Origin of the sequence: Streptococcus lactarius (assembly GCF_016642265.1) — a bacterium.
Lineage (GTDB): Bacteria > Bacillota > Bacilli > Lactobacillales > Streptococcaceae > Streptococcus > Streptococcus lactarius.
Genome location: NZ_MRXX01000001.1, coordinates 260,088 through 280,019, shown reverse-complemented (window position 1 = coordinate 280,019; position 19,932 = coordinate 260,088). Strand labels below are relative to the sequence as shown.

The 19,932-nt window shown below is 38.7% G+C and carries 23 protein-coding genes and 1 tRNA gene; all 24 read left to right on the top strand.

The window, feature by feature from the left end:
* Positions 1-52 precede the first annotated feature (52 nt).
* The 24 genes from BTU61_RS01450 (at position 53) to BTU61_RS01335 (ending at position 19,930) form a co-directional block, all read left to right on the top strand.
* Complete coding sequence (locus tag BTU61_RS01450) at positions 53-232, top strand: hypothetical protein (RefSeq protein ID WP_200772036.1); 180 nt, start codon at positions 53-55, stop codon at positions 230-232.
* A gap of 100 nt (positions 233-332) precedes the next feature.
* A complete protein-coding gene (locus BTU61_RS01445) occupies positions 333-572 on the top strand; it encodes a hypothetical protein (protein WP_200772035.1) in 240 nt (79 codons plus the stop codon).
* A gap of 166 nt (positions 573-738) precedes the next feature.
* Positions 739-1,188 carry a hypothetical protein gene (locus BTU61_RS01440; protein ID WP_200772034.1) on the top strand — a complete coding sequence of 150 codons (450 nt, stop codon included), beginning with the start codon at positions 739-741 and terminating at the stop codon, positions 1,186-1,188.
* A 96-nt stretch (positions 1,189-1,284) separates the two neighbouring features.
* Positions 1,285-1,356 (top strand) — tRNA-OTHER (locus BTU61_RS01435).
* Between the two features lie 57 nt (positions 1,357-1,413).
* A complete protein-coding gene (locus BTU61_RS01430) occupies positions 1,414-1,956 on the top strand; it encodes a site-specific integrase (protein ID WP_195326944.1) in 543 nt (180 codons plus the stop codon).
* A 213-nt stretch (positions 1,957-2,169) separates the two neighbouring features.
* Positions 2,170-2,487 (top strand): HNH endonuclease, encoded by a 318-nt coding sequence (locus BTU61_RS01425; RefSeq protein WP_200772033.1) that lies wholly within the window; start codon positions 2,170-2,172, stop codon positions 2,485-2,487.
* Between the two features lie 128 nt (positions 2,488-2,615).
* Positions 2,616-2,960, top strand: a complete 345-nt coding sequence (locus tag BTU61_RS01420) for a hypothetical protein (protein WP_200772032.1) — start codon at positions 2,616-2,618, stop codon at positions 2,958-2,960.
* Positions 2,957-4,597, top strand: a complete 1,641-nt coding sequence (locus BTU61_RS01415) for a terminase TerL endonuclease subunit (RefSeq protein WP_200772031.1) — start codon at positions 2,957-2,959, stop codon at positions 4,595-4,597. Before BTU61_RS01420 ends, BTU61_RS01415 begins: the two co-directional genes overlap by 4 nt.
* Positions 4,598-4,610: 13 nt before the next feature.
* Positions 4,611-4,865: a hypothetical protein gene (locus tag BTU61_RS01410; protein WP_200772030.1), complete on the top strand. Its 255-nt coding sequence runs from the start codon at positions 4,611-4,613 to the stop codon at positions 4,863-4,865.
* 53 nt (positions 4,866-4,918) lie between these two features.
* Positions 4,919-6,070: a phage portal protein gene (locus tag BTU61_RS01405; protein WP_200772029.1), complete on the top strand. Its 1,152-nt coding sequence runs from the start codon at positions 4,919-4,921 to the stop codon at positions 6,068-6,070.
* The gene (locus BTU61_RS01400; RefSeq protein ID WP_200772028.1) at positions 6,051-6,821 is read left to right on the top strand and encodes a head maturation protease, ClpP-related; all 771 of its coding nucleotides are present in this window, start codon (positions 6,051-6,053) and stop codon (positions 6,819-6,821) included. Before BTU61_RS01405 ends, BTU61_RS01400 begins: the two co-directional genes overlap by 20 nt.
* A gap of 14 nt (positions 6,822-6,835) precedes the next feature.
* Complete coding sequence (locus tag BTU61_RS01395; RefSeq protein ID WP_200772027.1) at positions 6,836-7,951, top strand: phage major capsid protein; 1,116 nt, start codon at positions 6,836-6,838, stop codon at positions 7,949-7,951.
* A 16-nt stretch (positions 7,952-7,967) separates the two neighbouring features.
* A complete protein-coding gene (locus BTU61_RS01390; RefSeq protein ID WP_200772026.1) occupies positions 7,968-8,237 on the top strand; it encodes a phage gp6-like head-tail connector protein in 270 nt (89 codons plus the stop codon).
* A 13-nt stretch (positions 8,238-8,250) separates the two neighbouring features.
* Complete coding sequence (locus tag BTU61_RS01385) at positions 8,251-8,436, top strand: hypothetical protein (RefSeq protein WP_234700064.1); 186 nt, start codon at positions 8,251-8,253, stop codon at positions 8,434-8,436.
* Complete coding sequence (locus BTU61_RS01380; RefSeq protein ID WP_200772025.1) at positions 8,429-8,809, top strand: phage head-tail adapter protein; 381 nt, start codon at positions 8,429-8,431, stop codon at positions 8,807-8,809. Before BTU61_RS01385 ends, BTU61_RS01380 begins: the two co-directional genes overlap by 8 nt.
* The gene (locus tag BTU61_RS01375) at positions 8,802-9,206 is read left to right on the top strand and encodes a hypothetical protein (RefSeq protein WP_200772024.1); all 405 of its coding nucleotides are present in this window, start codon (positions 8,802-8,804) and stop codon (positions 9,204-9,206) included. The genes BTU61_RS01380 and BTU61_RS01375 overlap by 8 nt, the downstream gene beginning before the upstream one ends.
* Positions 9,203-9,583 carry a hypothetical protein gene (locus BTU61_RS01370; RefSeq protein ID WP_200772023.1) on the top strand — a complete coding sequence of 127 codons (381 nt, stop codon included), beginning with the start codon at positions 9,203-9,205 and terminating at the stop codon, positions 9,581-9,583. The genes BTU61_RS01375 and BTU61_RS01370 overlap by 4 nt, the downstream gene beginning before the upstream one ends.
* A 14-nt stretch (positions 9,584-9,597) precedes the next feature.
* The gene (locus BTU61_RS01365) at positions 9,598-10,200 is read left to right on the top strand and encodes a major tail protein (protein ID WP_200772022.1); all 603 of its coding nucleotides are present in this window, start codon (positions 9,598-9,600) and stop codon (positions 10,198-10,200) included.
* A gap of 89 nt (positions 10,201-10,289) precedes the next feature.
* A complete protein-coding gene (locus BTU61_RS01360; RefSeq protein ID WP_200772021.1) occupies positions 10,290-10,928 on the top strand; it encodes a hypothetical protein in 639 nt (212 codons plus the stop codon).
* A gap of 42 nt (positions 10,929-10,970) precedes the next feature.
* Positions 10,971-11,264, top strand: coding sequence for a phage tail assembly chaperone G (gpG, locus tag BTU61_RS01355; protein ID WP_200772020.1), 294 nt, complete (start codon positions 10,971-10,973; stop codon positions 11,262-11,264).
* A 14-nt stretch (positions 11,265-11,278) separates the two neighbouring features.
* Positions 11,279-11,455 carry a hypothetical protein gene (locus tag BTU61_RS01350; protein ID WP_200772019.1) on the top strand — a complete coding sequence of 59 codons (177 nt, stop codon included), beginning with the start codon at positions 11,279-11,281 and terminating at the stop codon, positions 11,453-11,455.
* A gap of 38 nt (positions 11,456-11,493) precedes the next feature.
* On the top strand, positions 11,494-15,879 hold the full coding sequence (locus tag BTU61_RS01345) for a phage tail tape measure protein (protein ID WP_200772018.1): 4,386 nt from the start codon (positions 11,494-11,496) through the stop codon (positions 15,877-15,879).
* Complete coding sequence (locus tag BTU61_RS01340) at positions 15,879-16,574, top strand: phage tail domain-containing protein (RefSeq protein ID WP_200772017.1); 696 nt, start codon at positions 15,879-15,881, stop codon at positions 16,572-16,574. Before BTU61_RS01345 ends, BTU61_RS01340 begins: the two co-directional genes overlap by 1 nt.
* Positions 16,571-19,930, top strand: coding sequence for a phage tail spike protein (locus tag BTU61_RS01335; protein WP_200772016.1), 3,360 nt, complete (start codon positions 16,571-16,573; stop codon positions 19,928-19,930). The genes BTU61_RS01340 and BTU61_RS01335 overlap by 4 nt, the downstream gene beginning before the upstream one ends.
* The last annotated feature ends 2 nt before the right edge of the window (positions 19,931-19,932 follow it).

Below are 19,932 nucleotides of genomic sequence, written 5' to 3'. Positions count from 1 at the left end.
GTCGCCTTGAATTAAAGACCAAAAGAAATCGATTGACGGGGGAAACGAAGCAATGACGATTGTATTTTATTTAAAAGATGGCCGTGAATTTGAAGCGCACGGATGTAGTTGGAATGATTTGGATAGATTGGCCAGTCAATTTAATAATGGGCATCTAATGCGTGTTAAGGGTCTATATATCAATCCAAACGAGCTAATTTCTTACGTAGTATACGATGAAGAGGACAACTAATGGACTTACAAAATTTTATCTATTTACTATTCTGTCTAGTCTGGCTAACTGGCTTGATCTGGGCTAGTGTGATCGCTTTTAAAAGCAGAAAGGACAAGCGATGAGTTTAGATGATGTACATATACCAATCAACGAAGATGAGGTACTTTCGATAGCTCAAATAAATAATCGTTTAGAGATTGCCGTTTTATCAAGCATTGGAAAAAAATATGGATATGATCCATCATTTATAACTGATTCATATTTTGATGATCTGTATGATGCGGTATTACCGTTTAACGATATACAAGATTTAAAACGTATTATCGACCGTATTATTGAGGTGGAGGACAATAAATGAGGGTATATGTTGTTAGAAAATACCATGGACGCTCAAGCTGGTGCGATCCTAAACACTTAGCAAAGTATACAGAGAAAGAATTCCACGATAGATCCGAGGCACTTGCTTACCGTGAAAGCTTAGGATTGAATGGAATTATAGAAGTATACTGCAGGGAGGTTAGTAAATGAATCTAAGAAGTCGGTTTGGATATTTGATTTTAGCTTTAAAACAGTATCCTTTTGACAAAGAAATCAAGGAGCGAATTGAAGAAATTGAAGTTCCATGGAAATTAACTGATCCAAATACTGGGATCAAAAGCAATAAGGTGATGACTCCAAAAGCCTTATCTGATATTATCAAAAAAGAATCAGATCCAGAGTTGCACAGACTTGAATTGTTGAAAGAAGCTATCAGCATGGTCAAAAATTCAACTCCAGAAAAAGAGTGGGCAGCAATCAAAGATGTATACATCGATGGAACGCTGACAGTCGAAGGGGCTTCAATCAAATATCTGCATTGTAGTAAGTCACTTGCATACAAAGGAGTGATTGAACCATTCTTTAGTAACCTTGAAAAGAAAATCTATGAACTATCTGTAAATACTAAAATTAACATTAATTTGGAAAAAAGTTAAAAATACGGTCAAAATCGTGGAAAAAATTTAAAATCAAGGTGGTAAAATTGTATTATCGGGTAAAACCGAAGAGAGGTCTCCTTATAGAAAATTGGTTGAGAATTAGTTCAGGAGGCAAGAATACTGGACAATTATCCAGAGACGCAGGTTCGAATCCTGTATTCTCAATGAAACAAGTCAGCAGTTGCTGGCTTTTTATTTTGTAAAGAGAGAGGGGGTGACACTATGAACATTGTGGATCCTATTCGGGATAAAGACGACATAAAAGCGATGAAGGAATACCTCAGAGAATGGAATGAGAGAAACTATCTGTTATTTCTGTTTGGGATTAATTCAGGCTTGCGTGTTGGAGATATCTTGAGGATACGAGTGAAAGATGTTCAAGGATGGCATATCAAGATAAAAGAGCAGAAGACTGGTAAGCAGAAACAGATCAAGATGACAAAGACTTTGAAAAAGGAAGTCAGAGAATATATCAAAGACATGCCACTACATTATTACTTGTTTCAAAGTCGTATCGGAAAAAATAAACCACTCGATAGAAGAACGGTAGACTGGATATTAAAGACGGCTGCTCTCGAATGTGGCATTGAAAACATTGGGACTCATTCAATGAGGAAAACATTCGGATATCATTACTACAAAAAATATAAAGACGTGGCAATGCTCATGGATCTATTCAATCATTCATCTCCTGCAATCACCTTGCGATACATTGGAATTAGACAAGATCAACGAGATAAAGCCATGTCTAATTTTGATTTATAGTTATCAATTAGACACAACGAGTAAAACGCTAGTTAGTTTTTTAAAATCCGTCTAGATTGTTTATCTTATTGAGTTCTTAACACAAGGGCGAATCAGACAGAATATAAGATATGTCTAATTCAAACGAGGAAAACAGAAGAATTTTCAGAAATAACATAATGAATTTCAGAAACAAGTCTATGAAACTATGAAATGTTACAGAGGATTTAAGGATTGAAAGTAGATATTTCGACAAGAGAAAGTCGCAGGGAGTTTTATCTTTCGAAATCATGGAGACAATTAAGACTCGAAGCAATGAGTCGAGATCATTTTGAATGTGTCTGGTGTCGAGATGAAGGAAGGGTGACGACAGATAACCTTGAAGTCGATCACATAAAGGAACTGGAATACTATCCAGAGTTTGCCTTAGATATAGACAATCTTCGCACTCTCTGCAAGGAGTGTCATAATAAGCGACACAATCGCTTTCAATTTCGCAAATCTTCCAAGTTACAAAATAAAAATTTTCGCTCAGACGAATGGTGGGGCTGAAAATTCAAAAAATAAAAAAATTAAGACCCCCCGGTCGAAAAAAATCGATTGAAATCGGATCTTGGGAACCGGTGGGAGGGGTCGATTGTCCAAATATAAAGCACTATTTTTAGAGGGGGAGGGGGCTCATGGAAGAATACTCAGAAAAAAATATAAAAGAATTAGAAAATCAGTTACTTTCTAAAATCAGTTATTTCAGCACTCGAAAAAAGGACGCTGTCCAACTCGAAAAAGTTCACCGCTATCTTTACTTGGTTCGGTTGCTTTACGAATTGAAAGACAGACTTAAACAAGACGGCCTTGTTATCACTGTCCATAATGGCCAGCAAAGATTTCAGAAAGCAAATTCATTGATCAAAGAGATTAATACAACCAGTAATCAGCTTCTTGCAATTGAAAGATCGTTTGACTTTGAAGTTGAGAATTCACCAGTTGAAAAGAAACCGCCATCAGATGGAAGTGATCTATTGTGATTTCTCATCCTTTAGTCGACGAATACATTAAACTTTTTGAAACTGGGAAAATAATTGTCAATAAAGAGCGATCTTTGTTGTTCAATATCGTCAAAGAGAAAATTTATCCAAGGGATGATCTCTATTTTGATGATGAGTTGATTGATAAGTACATTCAGTTCACCGAAAAGAATTTTTTCCCACTTGCTAAATATCAAAAATTTTTGACACCGTTCATTTTCCTTTTCCGAAAAGAGGATGGTGAACCTCAATTTGACGAATTCCTTCTAACATTGGCTCGTGGTGGAGGTAAGAATGGATTCATGTCTAGTAGGGATGCTTTTTTTATTAGCCCGTTATACCCGATCAGGGATTACGATGTAACAATCACAGCCAACTCTGAGAAGCAGGGCAAGGTGTCATTTGAAGAGGTGTACGAAACTGTACAACGAAGAGGATTAGAGGACCATTATTATTTAACAAAGATGTCTATTACAGGTCGGGCGAATAACTCGGTCTTTTCTTATCGGACGAATAACCCGAAGACAATGGACTCTGCACGTGATGGATGTCTTGAGTTTGATGAAATTCACCAGTTCGAAAACGATTCAGCAGTAAAGATCCAGCGGTCAGGGCTTGGAAAAATAGCTCATGCTCGTACATTTTACAACGGTACTAATGGTCGTGTTCGTGAGGGTTTCTATGACAAGATGATTGAAAAATCAATGAAGATCTTGAATGGGGAACTTGACGATTTTCGGCTCTTCCCATTCATCTGCAAATTGGATAATCCTGAAGAAGTAGATGACATGAAGAATTGGGCAAAGGCCAATCCAATGTTAGATGAAACGACACCTTATGCAAAAAGGTTACTTGCAAGAACTAAGGCAGACTATGACGATCTTGTGCTGGAGCCATCTGGCAGGCAGGAATTCATGACCAAACGGATGAACTTACCAGAAGCAGATCTTGAAAAAGATGTGACCACTCGTGAAAAATTAATGGCAACATTAAGAGATCCTGGCATCGATCTTTTAGGAAGATCTTGTGTGGCTGGCTTTGACTATGCTAGTATTCGAGACTTTGCAAGTGTTGGGCTTCTCTTCAAAAATGGTGACGAATTCATTTGGAAGCAGCATAGTTTTGCTCGCAAACAATTTCTGGATGTGTTCAAGATTAAGGCTCCAATCAAAGAATGGGAAAAACAAGGACTTTTCACGATTGTAGATGGACCTAGTATCGATCCAAGAATGTTAGTTGCAAAATTAGTCGAGTGGAGCAAACTATACAATATCGAGTTAGTTTGCGCAGATAGTTTTCGTATGGATTTATTAAAACCACTTCTAGAAGAAGCTGGTTTTGTATTTGAATTTTTACGGAATCCAGGAGCGATCCAATCTAAAGTGGCTCCAATCATTGAGGACGGATTTGCGAATGAGCGGTTCATCTTTGAAAATGATAAGTCAATGCTTTGGTATACGGACAATACTTTCGTGAAGGAAGACAAGGACGGGAATAAGAGATTCTTGAAAAAAGAGCCAGTAAGACGTAAGACAGATGGATTCCACGCTTTTATTGCTGCTCTTTACAAGAGAGAAATTGTCCAGGAAAGCACCGTAGGAGACTTCTTGGATGTTATTGAGGATTGGGATTTTTAGAAAGGAAAATGCTATGAATAAGCGTACCAAAAAGAAACAGTTAGAAATAGAAGTCAAGCAATTAAAATCTGAGCTATTTCTATTGAGTAGTGAAAATTTGCAGTTATTTGACAAACTCAATGAGTGCAAGACTGAACTCAATACTTTAAGTCAAGCATTGAAACGGCACGAAGTCATTTGCGAAAAAAATATTGAGCAAACAAACAAAGAATTTGACTCAATCAAGAAAGAACTGAAGCGTTCTAAAAAATCGTTTTTTAAACGATAAAAATGTGACTTTGGGTGGGTGGCTGGCAAAAAATATAGAAAGGAGGAAACGCCTTGGGATGGCTGAATTTATTCAAGAAAGATGTTCCTGAACCGAGTTTTGAGTTTGACGAACTAGAACGAATTTTTGGCAATTTGGAGTTGAAAAGTCTAGCTGTAGATAAAGCCGCTGAGTTTGTGGCCCGTATTTTTGCAAGGTCTGAATTCAAGTTCCTGGACAATGGGAAGAAAAAACCATCTAACTGGGATTATTTATTGAATGTTAGACCAAACAAGAACGAAACTGCCTCAGAATTTTGGCAAAAAGCTGTCTATCGTCTGATCACAAAAAATGAATTACTGATTTTTTTGTCAGATGACGATCAACTATTGATTGCAGACTCTTATATTCGCCAACGATATGCTGTTTTTGATGATACGTTTGCTTCAGTGACGTGTAGGGAGTATACCTTCAAGAAATCATTCAAAATGAGTGAAGTTATCTTCTTACAATACAACAATAACCGTTTGCAAGATTACTTCACGCAATTATTTAGCGATTACGAAAAATTGCACACTCGCCTGGTTGAAGCTTTATCACGAAATAATCAAATTCGTGGGGTTCTAAGTACTAAGACGAACGCAAGCTTTGACGAGAAGAAACGTGAAAAAATGCAAAGATATGCTGATGGTTTGTTTAAATCATTCACAACTAAGACCGTGGCTATCGTACCTGCTCAAGAAGGTATGGAATATTCCGAGTTAACAAACACTACTGGTACATCAAATTTATCTGTAGATGAATTAAAAAAGCTGCGTAGGCAGTTTGATGATGAAGTGGCTGACATTTTAGGAATTCCAAACGCTTTGATGCATGGTGATATGGCCAATTTGGAAAATAGTCAAAAGATGTTTAATACATACTGCTATCAGTCGCTTGTCAAGAAAATGACAGATGGGCTTAATTTTGCACTACTCAGCAATAGCGAGTACAAAAACAATAAGCGCATCAAAATTATCGGTGAAGGGCAGAGAGATAAATTTGCGCTTGCTCAGAGTATTGACAAGCTTATTTCTTCTGGCTCTATGCTGATCAATGAGGTTCGTGAGGAACTTGGCCTTGAAGCTGTACCGTGGGGTGACAAGCCTCTAATCACTAAGAATTATCAACTTGGTGAGGACATAGAGAAGGGAGGTGAGAAAAAAGATGAAAGTGATTCCGATTAAGGGAACAATTGTTTCAAACAATGATGTGTGGATCTACGACCTATTTGGCTGGGATTACACAGCACCGAAAAGTGTCACGCTCCCAGAAACTGGTGAGCCTATTGAAGTTCATATCAACTCTGGCGGTGGTGATGTTTATGCAGGAAGTGAAATTTACACCGCTTTAAAAGCCTATCAAGGAAAAGTTGTTGTAAAAGTTGTAGGTATTGCTGCTAGTGCAGCAAGCGTCATTGCAATGGCTGGTGATGTTGTTGAAATTAGCCCTACTGCTCAAATTATGATTCATAATGTATCATCTAGCGTAAGTGGTGATAGTAATGCACTGCTTCATGAAGCTGGTGTTCTTGAAGGCTTTAATAAGTCAATCGCAAATGCTTATGTAGGAAAGACAGGAAAAGCATTGGACGACCTACTTGAACTAATGAACAAGACAACCTGGTTTGACGCTGAATCTGCTGTAAACAATGGATTTGCTGATAGGATCATGTTTTATGGAAATGAAGCTCCTACATTAGTAGCTAGTGAAACTCCAACAATTCCACATGACTTTATCGACAAAATGAAGGAAGTGATGACTCCAGATGTCGATAAAATTGCTGAGTTGGTAGCTGACAAGTTAGAAGCTCGCAAAATGGAAAATGAGGCTTTTGAAAATAGTGAATTTGTACAGAAAAAATTTAATATTCCAGAAAGTCAAAAAGATAACTCAAACAAGACTGTGCCGAAAGGGTTCAGTCTTTTCGCATTTTAGAAAGGAAAACATTAATGTCAATGAAATTATCGAATGAATTTGAACAAACTCGCCAAAATTTCTTGAACGCAGTAACAAACGGTGCTCCTCAAGAAGAACAGGCAAAACTCTACAACGAAATGATTGAATCCATGACATCTGAAATGATGTCACAAGCACGTTCTGCTGCTCACGAAGAAGTTTCTGCTATGAATCCGTATGATGCAAAAATGTCTTCTGAAGCTCGTGAATTCTTCAACGCTATTGAAAAAACAGCTCCTGTAGGAGTTGAGAAGCTCTTCCCACAAGAAACTATTGATCGTATCTTTGAAGATATGGTTAAAGCTCGCCCACTGTTGGAACAAATTGGCCTGCGCAATGCTGGTATCCGCTTGAAATTCCTCAAATCAACTCAAACTGGTCAAGCAGTATGGGGCAAGATCAACGGTGAAATCCAAGGACAATTGAAGCAAGAATTCAGTGAAGAAGAAACAATTCAATCTAAATTGACTGCATTTGTTGTGATCCCTAAAGATTCTGAAAAATTTGGACCTGCATGGTTACAATCTTTCGTCTCTACACAAATCACAGAAGCATTTGCAACTGCTTTGGAAGCTGCGTTTTTGAACGGTGACGGTAACGATAAGCCTATCGGCCTTTCTCGTACACTAACAGGAACAGTAGCAAGTGGGTCAACAACTTACGCTGAAAAGGCTGTAGAAACAACAAAACTAACCTTTGCTGATTCAGCAACAGTTGTCAAAGAATTGACTACTGTATACAAATATCACTCTGTTAAATCTGACGGAACAACTCCAGTCGCAGTTGAAGGTAATGTCGTGATGGTTGTCAACCCAGCAGATGCTTGGGATGTTAAAAAACAATATACATCACTCAATGCACAAGGTGTTTACATTACTTCAATGCCATACAATTTGATTTTGGTCGAGTCTGTTGCACAAACAGCTGGCAAAGTTACCACTTTCGTAAAAGGCCGCTATGATGCACTTGTTGGTGGAGGAATCGAATTTGGACGCTTCACTGAGACTTACGCTCTTGAAGACTTGAACCTCTACACTGCCAAACAATTTGCTTATGGTAAGGCACAAGATGAAAAAGCTGCTGCTGTCTGGAAATTGGAAATTAAATAATAGGTGGTGACACCAAATGGAAGACAAAAAACCATTTCATTCGCTTCTTGGAGCCTTCAAGGAGCGAATGAAAATCTTTCATGATGCCGAAGACGAGAATCTTTCACGTATGTTGACCTCATCTGAGGAAGCTATTTTTGATTTGACAGGGGCAATCGATCTGTCAGATAGTCGCACAGAAGAGTTAGTCTTAGAACGTGCGAGATATCTCTATAACGACCAGGTAGAGTTTTTCTTTGCAAATTTTCAAGGGGAAATTCTAGAATTGTCACTAAAAAACCACTAATAGGAGGAAGATAGTGCTAGAAGTAACGCAAGATTTCTTTGATTTCAAAGAAAGTATTGTCCGACATACTGGAGATGTTTTTCAAGTTGATGAAGATCGAAAAAATGAACTATTAGCCAAGTTGCCTGATTTTATCAAAGAGTATAGTATTGTTCCTTTGACAAAGTTAGATGAAGAAGTAGATGATGCAGATGAATAAACCTGATTTTAGATACAAAAAGCCAGAAGTAACTACAAGCGAGCTGAGGACTCCAGTGGAGTTTTACACCTCGAAGATTAGCGATGGACTTCATGGTCGAGATGTGAGTTTTGAAAAAGTATTTTATACTTTCGCAAAAGTGTACTCACCTAGTCTAAAAGACATTGAAATTTCAACTGGAAAATCTATGGAAGCGAGGATGACTCTGAAGATCAGGGATCCTTTAACAAGCTATCAGCCAGACAATAGACATTTTGTGCAAGTAAATGATCACCGATTAGAAAATAAAAAATGGCAGATCATTGATATCCGTCCAGATTATGACAACCGTGATTTTTTAATTGTTGTTATAGGAGGAACGCCAAATGACTAGTGGCGCAACGTTGGTAGGCTTTGATGAAGTCATCAGAAACTTGGAAGCACGACTTAGCGATGCAAAAGTGAGAAGATCAGCTAATAGGGCTTTGAAAGGCGCAGCAAATGAAACTCTAGAAGACTTCAAAGGGGCTTTGGAAGTTTTCAAGGATACTGGCGAAACAATAGCAAGTGCAACAGTCGGAAATGTGACTGGAGCTTTCGAAGGAGTTCCAATGGTAAAACTTGGTTTTGGTGCTGGCTCACGTTGGCGATTAGAACACTTGAATGAATTTGGTTATGCTAAAAAATCAAACCCAAGAGGTTTTGGCGTGATTCGGAGATTTTCAGAAGCTAATCGTGAGAAGTTCAAATATAGGTTAGCAACTAAATTGAAAGGGGAAGGACTTGGATGATGAAAGATAAAATATCGGAAATCTATGACGCTTTAATGCATGATGACAGACTTTCAGCCATCACAATAAAGTCGTTTAAACGTCCTGAAACTTTAGAGGATGATCAAACTAGTATTGTTATCATTCCGCTCGGTCCACCAATTCAAAGCGATCAAGGAAGCAATACAAGCTTATCTAAAACATTTCTCTATCAGATTAATGTTGAATCAATAAATCATATTGAATGCAAAGAATTGCAAAGAATTGTTGAAAAAATAATGGAATCGCAAGGATTCTATCAAATCTCTGGGGGTCTTGACGAATGGATCCCTGAAATTAAACGTTATGCAGATGCCAGGACCTACAAGGGAAAAAGCAAACTGTATGACGATTATTAGGAAGGAAAAATAATATGACACAACAAAAACAAGGTACAGCAACAGTCGGTTTTAAAAGTTTGACTGTCCGCATTTTGGATGGTGCAACTCCAACTGAGGGAGAAAATCTTTTTATCATTCAAGGTAAGAAAGGTGAAGGTGCAACCCAAACAGCTAAAATTACAGGATTAGCAAACGATCCTCAAAAAACATTCGGAAGCAACATCGCCTACCACGTAAACAACCGTGGTGTCGGTGATTTGAAAGTCGAACTCGGCTTGCTTGATATTCCTGTTGCTCTCTATGTGAAAGCACTTGGATATGAAAACGATGATGATATCCTTGATTTTGGAGCCGATACTGTATCAAAAGACGTTTCGATTCTTCTTGAATCCAACACTGCTGATGGTGGTGGTGCTTATTATGGTTTCTACAAAGGAAATCTTTCAATGGATGCTATCGATCTGAATACGATCAAAGACAAAGCAGACGAACTTGCAACAACTGATGTTTCATTCACTGCTGGAGCAAGTACTGACGAACAAACTAAGAACAAGTATGGAACAATGTACTTTGGTAGTGATCAAACTAAGATCAACAAAATGAAAGCTAAACTTGGAATGACTGCTGCTGCGTGATAATTGGGGCATCTAGCCCCTTTTATTTTCTCTCTATGTAGTTGTAAACCTTTTCAAATCTTGTTATAATAAGATATGGAGGTTTTGCAATGAAAAATAAAAAGGTTATGTTTTCAGCTGTATTGGCGATTATCATTTTATCGGTTATAGTCTTTTTTTCTATTTCACTAGCTAATTCAAGCAAGGAACTAGCAGAGACACACAAAGAATTGGAGAGTGTCAAGGAAGAAAAAAATAGGATCGAAAAAGAAAAAGATAAATTATCTTTGTTTGTTTCAAATGTGGATCACGGCTTATTTTTGGAAGCAAATGATTTTGCAATGAACTTAAATAGCATTATTTCATATAAGTTTGGTGAAGGGGTTCTTTTCGATAAGACTTCAATAGCCATAGGAGAACCGAAGAAACAAACTTCTGGGATGATTGCTATGGACCATGATTCTAGTAGTTTTATCCCCGTTACAACGACAGTTACTATTAAGAATGATGATACAGCAAATGTCCAGATCAATTTAGGTAAATTTCTTGCAAGCGATGATAAAGAAAATTATCTAGCATTCGATTCTATCATTTCAAATGAAAATACTGTTGCCGTTGAATCAAAAAATACAATTGTTGTACAAGCTGGGAAAGAAGCTACTGTCGCAATCGTTTATGCAATGAATAAAAATAAAGCAGATAACGAAGTCAATAAAGTTGAATTCGCAAAAACATCGTGGACGAAATAAGAAACACCCGTCAAGGTGTTTTTTATTATAGAAAGGATAACAATGTCAAAAATTACATTCACTATGAAAAACGAAGCTGGAGAAGATGTACTATACTCTAGTAAAGAAATTACTACTCGTGATTATCGTGATTACTTAGTATTGAACGATTCACTCACATCTGATAAAACAGAAGTTGAAAAGCTTGATGAGCAGTTAGGATTTATCGCCTCATTGTTTGAAAATGTAACGGTAGAGCAATTATTGGAACATACTGATTTTGCCAAAATTATTGACGTATTTACTGATATCTATGCTCATCTTGTGGGTGATGTAGACCCAAAGGAGAAAAAGTAGACCCTAAGAATGCTTTGAAACACCTCTACAAGTTTGTCAAAGAAGTGGCTGATGGCCCATATAACATGAATGTACATGATATTATGGATCTGAGTTGGGAAGATCTTATCAACATTATCGACCTGAATGAAGAACAGCCAACAGAAACACCACTTGATTTGTCTGACATTTTCGGAGAAGTTGAAGTATAAGCCTCTTTGGGCTTTTTTTGTTTGTAAAAGGAGGAAAAATGGCAGGTGGAACGCCACTAGGACAAATGTATATCGAACTAGGGCTGGACGTGTCAAAGTTCAATCCTAGCTTAACAAGTGCTAAAAATGCCGTAAAATACTTTCAAAACAATGTCAAGGCACTTGATAGCACTCTAAAAAACAATGGTAAGAGTACAGAACTCCTAAAAGCAAAATACAAGTCTTTAGGACAAGCCATTGAAGCACAAAAAAAAGTACTCGATCAAATGAAGCAGAACTTCGATAAACTTGATCCTGGTTCAGCTAAATTTGACAAAGCCGCTGCTGATATTGAGCGTGAAAATGCCAAGTTGTCAGCAATGGAAGGGCAACTGTACAAAGTTGAACAAGCATTGAAGGCTGTAGGCCGTGAAAATAGCTTTTCAGGTAAAATGGAAGCCCTTGGGAAGAATTTGGTTAAAAGTGGAGATCACATTCAAACATTCGGGAAGAAAGTTTCTGATTTTGGTGGGACATTGACAAAAGGTGTCAGTGCTCCATTGATTGCAAGTGCTGGATTTGCCTTAAAAGCTGCAATCGACTATGAAACGGCATTTGCAGGAGTCAAAAAGACTGTAGATGGAACACCGCAACAGTTTGATAAGCTATCTGCTAGTATTCGTGAGATGGCAAAAGAAATGCCATCAAGTGCAGTTGAGATTGCAAATGTTGCAGAAGCAGCTGGACAATTAGGGGTGCCAATTGGAGCAATCAAGGACTTTTCTAAGACCATGATCAATCTTGGTGTCTCTACCAACTTGAGCTCTGAAGAAGCAGCATCATCAATTGCTAAAATCGGTAATATTATGCAAGTCTCTGGAAAAGATCTGGGTACTTGGTCTGCACACTTTGGATCAGCAGTAGTAGACTTGGGGAACCATTTCGCAACAACCGAACGTGATATTGTCGAAATGACCAATCGTTTGGCGGCAGGCGGAAAGCTTGCTGGATTAACAACGCCTGAAATTCTAGGGCTCGCTACTGCAATGAGCAGTGTAGGTATAGAAGCTGAAGCAGGTGGAACTGCAATGAACCAGACACTTACTGGTATAGGAAAAGCTGTTGCTGGAGTTGGTAAAGGAGCAAAAGAAAAACTGCAACTTATCGCAAGCACAGCAGGAATGACAGCAGAACAATTTTCTACTGCGTGGAAGCAAAAACCAGCTGAAGCTTTGCAAGCATTTATTAAAGGACTCCAGAAAGCTCATGAAGAAGGCAAAAACATGGACGGTATCCTTGATGAACTCGACATGTCTGGAATTCGTCAAGGGAACATGCTTAAATCACTAGCTTCTGCGTCTGACAAGATGGGCGAAGCTGTCCGTAGGTCAAATAGTGCGTGGAAAGAAAATACAGCTCTTACAAACGAAGCTAAGAAACGTTACGAGACAACAGAATCCCAGTTGAAGATCTTTAAGAACCAGGTAACTGATCTGGCAATTGAATTTGGTGGTCCATTGTTAAAAGCTATGAACTCAGGCTTGCAGGCTGTGAAACCATGGATTTCAAAACTTGCTGATATGGCGAAAGCTTTTAGCGAGATGAGTGAGTCTCAACAGCAAAACATTATCAAATGGGGTCTCCTTGCAGCAGGAGCTGGACCAGCATTGTCCATTCTTGGGAAAGGAATCGGTGTTATTAGTGGAATTACCAAAGGAATCGGATTTTTAACTCAAGGTATCGGAAAAATCGGTGGTGGCTTCTCAATTTTAAGCAAGACATTCCAGCTATTTAAGGAGGGGAATAGTCTAGCCTCTTCATTCAAAACAGCCACTTCTAGTATCTTGTCAACTGGAACTGCTGCAGAAGGAGCGGCTGCAAGCGCAGGCAAGTTTGGAACTGCTTTGAGAATTCTCGGGAGTGCTTCTACTTGGGGTGTTATTTTAGGCGGTGCCGCATTGGCGTATGTTGGGAGTATCGCAAGAAGCATGGCAGAAGCAGATGAACGAACCAGGACATGGGGGACATCTGTTAACAAGGTCCAGGCAGAAGAACTCACAAGACTGAAATCTAAAGTAGATGACGCACATCAAGCCATGGTTAGTTTTGGGACAGGCGGAGCGCAAGCAGTAGAAAATGTACGTAAGAGCGTACAAGGACTGTCCGATGATCTTCAAAAGGCAGTTGACAAAGATCTCGAAAGAACTTTAAAAGGTCTTGAGAAAATTGGAGCATCTGAAGAAATTCAAAAACGTGCTGTCTCTCAAGCAGAACAACAAAAGAAGAATATCCAAACCATGACGGATGAAATCCTCCAGATCTATCAAAATGCATCTGATCAACACAGAAATATCACTCGTGAAGAACAAGCAGTTATTTACGATTATGAAAATCAATTTATCAGCAAGCAACTGGAATTGCAAAAATACTCTGCAGATCAACGAACTGCTATCACGAAAGCGATGAATGGTCAAATCAATGATCTGAATGAGACACAGTTATCTGTTGGGGTTGGTGTTGTTGAAAAGTGGATCAAGGATGAAAACAAGCTTTATAAGGAGCAAGTAGAAACCTTGAAAGATGCTCACGCTAAAGGTATTTACAGCCAAACTGAATACAACCAGAAGATGGAAGAGTTAAACTCTCAACACAAGGCTAAAATGGAAGCGTTTGGCCGTGAGTATGCAGCTCTTCAAAAGAGATTGAGTGAGAAATCCGCTCTTAAATTGAGTGATGACAATCAACGTAAGTACTACTTTGAAGGCCTGAGAAAGAGTTTCGCTGACCTCGGACTCGACTATGACAAGATGATGGCCAAAGCTGATCAATTTTCTGAGATTGTTGGTAGATCATCTGGTATGGTCGCCAAAAGTTTGGAAAATATGTCCGCCGAAACGAAAGACGCCAACCTTGCTTGGAATACTTTGGTATTCGATCCTAAAACTGGACAAGTCAAGACCAACGCTCAAGAGGAAGTGACTAAAGCTCTTCAAGCCGAAAATGGCTGGGAGAATATGCAGTTTATCCTCAAGCATGCAAATCTTGAAACTAATGCTAAGATGACGATCGGTGAAGCACTTGTTGAAACTGGAAAATGGGATAGCTTGTCTTTACAAGAAAAAGAACTTGTGGTTGGCAATAATCAAGGTATGAAAGCAGTTCTTGACAGCAAGACGTTGCTTGAGCAATACAATGCCATGCCAGCAGAGATCAAGGAACTCTTGATGAAGAATACAGACTTTCTTTCGTCTGGTGAGCGTGCTACTGCGATCATTGAACGCTGGAATACGCTGACCCCAGAACAGAAAGAGCTGATCTTAAAGGATGCTGCAAGTGATAAGGCCGAACGTGTACGACTAGCGGTTGACTCTCTTACTGGTATGGCTCACGTAGTCAATTTAGATGCAGAAGATAAAACGAAAAGTGCTATTGCTAGTGCGATGTCTAGCATCTTGACACTACCTACTGACCACAAAACGGACCTGATTGCAACTCCAGACGGTGTGACGCTTGGAAGTAACCTAGCTATGAGTGCACTTGGCTTGTTCAATAATTTCGCAGTGCCTGATAAGTATCTGAATGCCGATGCCAGCAATGCGACTAATGCAGCACAACAAGCTATTAATAAACAGCAAGAATGGAATAATACACCATCCCCAACTAAGCCACAGACTGGTGATCCATCAAATGCAATTAACGCAGCACAACAAGCAATCTATAATCAGAATGCTTGGAATAATACACCATCTCCAACAAAACCACAAACTGGAGATCCATCTAGTGCAATCAATGCTGCGCAACAAGCAATCTACAATCAGAATGCTTGGAATAATACTCCAAGTCCTAGCAAAGGAATTTATGCTGATAGCTCTGGAGCAGTTGGAGCAGCACTAGCGGCCGCTAGTGCGATTACGTCAATTCCGACTTATTGGACAACCGTCATTACAACGATCACAAATTCGATAAAAGGACACGCTAAAGGTACAGACTACCACGAAGGCGGACTTGCTATGGTCAACGACCAGAGAAACCCAAACTACAAGGAGATGGTCACATTACCAGATGGTAGTTCATTCGTTCCAGAAGGTCGTGATGTCATTCTTAATCTTCCTCGTGGATCAAAAGTTTTGCGTGCAGACAGAACGAAAAGATTGATGAAGAAATTAGGAATTTCTAAATATGCGACTGGTGTCGGAATTCCAGAAGATGCGAAATTCTTGAAAGAAATGGAACACGCAAGAAAGCAATTCTCATTCACTAGCGAGACTGTCAATAGCTATAGTGGTGAAAACATCGTTGCTGAGATCGCAATTCTGAGAGCAAGTTTAGAGAAGATCCTTACTGCTATTCTTGAAAAGCCATCAGAAACATACTTAGATGGTGATGTCTTAGCTCAAAATAGCTATCAGAGGTATTCTAAGATCATGGCAAGGGAGGGAATTTAATGTTTAACATGATTATCAATGGTTTTAATACTGGAACGATCCCAAACTGCTATGTGACAGATTTTGGAGAGGACCAGAGTGCAACACCAAGATTTGAAACCAATACAATTTATGGAGCAAATGGCGACTACAATCTATATGATGGTGCTTATGACGGATACGATAAGACAGTCACTTTATATGTTGTCAAGACAAGCGAAATTGAAACCATTATCAATCAATTTAAACCAGAAGAAAACAAGATCGAGTTCAGCCATCGGCCAGGCTCTATTTTTTATGCTGACTTTCAAAGTTCATCGTTTAAACAAAACGGTATCCATGCTTGGACTCTAGAAATTAAGCTAAAAATGCATCCATTCAGGTATTCAAATGACGAAACAGAACTGGTCCTAAATGGAAATGGTACTGTAAACAATCCAGGGACTGTCTATTCAGAGCCGATCATCACTATTGAAGGAAATGGAGATGTGACGCTTACAATTGGGAAACAAGTCATGCAACTTACAATTGATACAAAGGCTGTCATAGATTGCCGTCATAAAAAGCAAAATGTTTATGACAAAAACGGAAATTTGAAAAATACATTAAGGACCAGAGGTGGTTTCTTTGAATTAGCTCCAGGAACGTCTGGTGTTGTTGTATCTGGGACAGTATCAAAGATCAAAATCAAAGGAAATTGGAGGTATAAGGTATGATCTATCTGCAAGAGGGGAATTTCCCTCTTAACGAGGCTTTTAGTGCAGAAATCATTCAAGAAGCCAATAGTACTTATCAACTTACTTTCAAATTCCCTACGTCTGATTCAAAATGGGAGCTACTCACGCCTGAAACTGATCTAGTTGCAGACGATCTGCATGGAGAGCAGTACTTTACAATTTTTGAAGTGGAAAAACAACATGGTTATATTACTGTCTACGCAAATCAAATTGCCACACTTTTAAATAGTTTTTCAATCAATACAATCAATGTTGATCGGGTGAATGGTGCCACTGTGATGAATGCACTTGTTTCAGCTTTCAAAAGAGAAACACCATTTACATTTTTCTCTGACGTAACGTCAAAGCATACTCTCAATCTAAAAGATATCTCAGCGATGGAAGCATTAGCAAAAGACAAGCATTCCATCGTTGGACAATGGGGTGGAGATCTTGTTCGTGATAAATACAGTGTCCGATTGCTTGAACATGGTGGGATCGAAAACGAATCATTGTTTGCCTATAAAAAGAACATGAAGTCGTTTCAAGAGTCGAAGTCCACCAAGGAGTTGAGGACACGGATCCATTTTAAAAAGGTTATTGAAGCTCACGAGGAAGGGAAGAAGGATCAGATCCTAACCGTGACCGTTGATAGTCCGCTGATTAATAAATACAAGCATATCTACGAAGCAGATATGGAAGTACAGGATCAGGATGTCGTTGATCAGAAAACACTTGAAGAATATGGAAAACGCTATTTTCACGAGACACTATGCGACATGATTGAAGAAAGCCTTGAAATTGATGTTGTAGGCCAGGCAGATCAACCAGTACACATGTTTGATATAGTGAGCATCTTCCATGAACGATATAATGTTGATATTCGCAAGAAAATCACAAAATATAAGTTCAATCCAATGAGCAAGAAGCTTGTCAGCATTGGTTTTGGTGAAGTATCCAGGTCTCTAGCTGAATCTATTTCTGGAATAGTGAATGATTCTGTTGATAAGAAAATGAAATCTTATGATGCGGAATACGAAGCAAAAGTTCAGAAGCTTGTAGACAATGCAAATGCTGAATATGATAAGCAGTCAAATGATCTGAAACAAAAGATTACCGATGGAATTGAGCAAGCAAAAGCTCAAGCAGAAGTCGTTAAGCAGGAAATTTCAAACTCAATTGATCAAAAAATAGCAGATGCTAACACGATCAATAAAAATGAGATCAAAGAAGAATTCAATGCAAAATATGGCGACATCGCTGTCAAAATGGAAGGGCTAAAGTCTACTACTGACCAATTAAAGACCAGTGATGCAGATATTAAGAAAATAATCAATGACTTCAAAGCTCAAACACAAAGCCAATTTGTCGGTGTCCAAGGCGCTCAATCACGCTTTGAGCAAACGACTGAGAAAGCCATTTCTGACCTTACTAATGTTACAAATGGCAAGGCAGATCACTCTTATGTCGAACAGACAGTGGCTGGTGTCAAAGAAGAGTTCACTTCAATTGGCGTTGGCGGTGGCCCAAACATGCTCAGAAACTCAAGGGCAGATGAAGGCCTGAAATATTGGACAGAAGCAAATAACAGATTAGCATTCACATTCCATCAATTCTACTTCAATGGTCAAAAACGAATGTTTGAATTGAGACCTGGTGCAGTCGTTAAAAGCCCACGCTTTATTGTAAAGCAAAACGTTGACTACGTGTTGAATATCCTTGGATTTGATAATAACTCTAAATATTTCCGAATCTATTTCTGCAAGCGCAAAAAAGGCTCAACAGCAGATTTTGAAGAGAAACAATTGGTATTTGACGGGAATCCACAATTGACAGATGGGCCTGTTTTTAACAATTCAAAAGCAATCAAAAAATCATTCCAATTTAATGTTGGAAATTTTGATGATGGTTATCTTCAATTTGAATACGACAGAAATAACCCTAACAAATGGTCAGGACTATTTATGACAGAGCTTGACTTCTACGAAGGTACAAATGACCGTAAATGGCAGCCTGCGCCAGAAGATCAAAATTATCTAGTAGAACAAGCACAAGCCACTTTTGAAAAGACAGTTCAAGGCCTTTCCACTCAATTAACAAAATTAGAGACAAAAACTGGTCCAAGCGGTGAACTTGAACAGCGCATGCTGACCTACTCTGAAAAAGCTGCTGTAGATGCCCTGAAAGGAACAAGGCAGATTCTAGAACAATGGTATGTTGCCAAGTATCAATATACGGAAGATGTAGCTGGAATCACAAGAAAATTTGAAGATTTAAAACAAAACAATGATCAAGTTATAGCTTCTAAGATTGCCGAATACAAGCAGACAGTAGACGGACAGTTTACAACAATCACAAATCAAATGGGCGATATGTTGAGAAAAACGGATATCCAGATCACCCCTGGTCAGATCAGTTTTGGTGTTGGTAAGGAAATCAGTGGAAGAACAATCAGCTCCTTGCTTGTACAAGAGCCAGAGGCCATTGCTTTGATCGCCAAACTGATCAAAGTTAAAGGTGACATGGTAGTTGATGGATCTATTTTAGGCCGTCATATCGCAAGTGAGAGTGTTGAGACAGGACACATGAAGGCTGGATCAGTTACTACACCTATCTTAGCTTCAAACTCAGTTACAGCTGATAAAGTGTTGGTAGATTCGGCTATGATCAATAAGCTGGTGTCAAATCAAGCTTTTATAAGAGAATTGACATCGCAGAAGGCATTTATCACACAACTTTCTTCGATTGATATTGCTGCAAATCGTTTTACGGGCGAATGCATCCAGTCATCAAATGGATCTCTCATCTTTGATTTGGCTAAAAATAAATTAACTATGTCAAGTGATACAGCGTCTATTGTGCGAGAAGATGCAGGATACCCGACACAGTTCATAAGATACGAGTCTAGCATCGAACAGAATCAGAAACATTCAAGGACAATTATTGGCAGCAATCGGAATGGCTCAAAAAATTGGAACTCTGTATCGTTTTCGGGAATAGTAGTCGATAACAATTCTAATAATGGAGTTGATAAGATTTTCCAATATGGGGATTATAATAACATGCGTCACGCTTCATCTGATGATGGCTGGAACTTTGGGGTGGTATCTCAAACTTTAACACCTGGTATCTGGAACAAAAACTCCGAAATTTGGTGTAGGCATTTTGTTATTCCTAAAAAAACAAAATCAGATACAGACAACCCAGCTGAATTTATCCGTTTAGATGAAAGCGTGGCTGCTTTATGGAGATTGTGGGCGCACGCAATTGGACAAATATCAATGACCACAGCTATGACTAATAAAGTTAAAGCAATGATTGATGCATTTGCTTACGGCCGTGACAATATTAACTAATA

Coding starts and splice junctions, on each gene's coding strand:
- BTU61_RS01370 (WP_200772023.1), top strand. CDS start 9,203: ATGATGAAAGATAAAATATCGGAAATCTATGACGCTTTAATGCATGAT.
- BTU61_RS01340 (WP_200772017.1), top strand. CDS start 15,879: ATGTTTAACATGATTATCAATGGTTTTAATACTGGAACGATCCCAAAC.
- BTU61_RS01430 (WP_195326944.1), top strand. CDS start 1,414: ATGAACATTGTGGATCCTATTCGGGATAAAGACGACATAAAAGCGATG.
- BTU61_RS01365 (WP_200772022.1), top strand. CDS start 9,598: ATGACACAACAAAAACAAGGTACAGCAACAGTCGGTTTTAAAAGTTTG.
- BTU61_RS01390 (WP_200772026.1), top strand. CDS start 7,968: ATGGAAGACAAAAAACCATTTCATTCGCTTCTTGGAGCCTTCAAGGAG.
- BTU61_RS01410 (WP_200772030.1), top strand. CDS start 4,611: ATGAATAAGCGTACCAAAAAGAAACAGTTAGAAATAGAAGTCAAGCAA.
- gpG (WP_200772020.1), top strand. CDS start 10,971: ATGTCAAAAATTACATTCACTATGAAAAACGAAGCTGGAGAAGATGTA.
- BTU61_RS01420 (WP_200772032.1), top strand. CDS start 2,616: ATGGAAGAATACTCAGAAAAAAATATAAAAGAATTAGAAAATCAGTTA.
- BTU61_RS01395 (WP_200772027.1), top strand. CDS start 6,836: ATGTCAATGAAATTATCGAATGAATTTGAACAAACTCGCCAAAATTTC.
- BTU61_RS01360 (WP_200772021.1), top strand. CDS start 10,290: ATGAAAAATAAAAAGGTTATGTTTTCAGCTGTATTGGCGATTATCATT.
- BTU61_RS01335 (WP_200772016.1), top strand. CDS start 16,571: ATGATCTATCTGCAAGAGGGGAATTTCCCTCTTAACGAGGCTTTTAGT.
- BTU61_RS01345 (WP_200772018.1), top strand. CDS start 11,494: ATGGCAGGTGGAACGCCACTAGGACAAATGTATATCGAACTAGGGCTG.
- BTU61_RS01440 (WP_200772034.1), top strand. CDS start 739: ATGAATCTAAGAAGTCGGTTTGGATATTTGATTTTAGCTTTAAAACAG.
- BTU61_RS01375 (WP_200772024.1), top strand. CDS start 8,802: ATGACTAGTGGCGCAACGTTGGTAGGCTTTGATGAAGTCATCAGAAAC.
- BTU61_RS01400 (WP_200772028.1), top strand. CDS start 6,051: ATGAAAGTGATTCCGATTAAGGGAACAATTGTTTCAAACAATGATGTG.
- BTU61_RS01445 (WP_200772035.1), top strand. CDS start 333: ATGAGTTTAGATGATGTACATATACCAATCAACGAAGATGAGGTACTT.
- BTU61_RS01380 (WP_200772025.1), top strand. CDS start 8,429: ATGAATAAACCTGATTTTAGATACAAAAAGCCAGAAGTAACTACAAGC.
- BTU61_RS01450 (WP_200772036.1), top strand. CDS start 53: ATGACGATTGTATTTTATTTAAAAGATGGCCGTGAATTTGAAGCGCAC.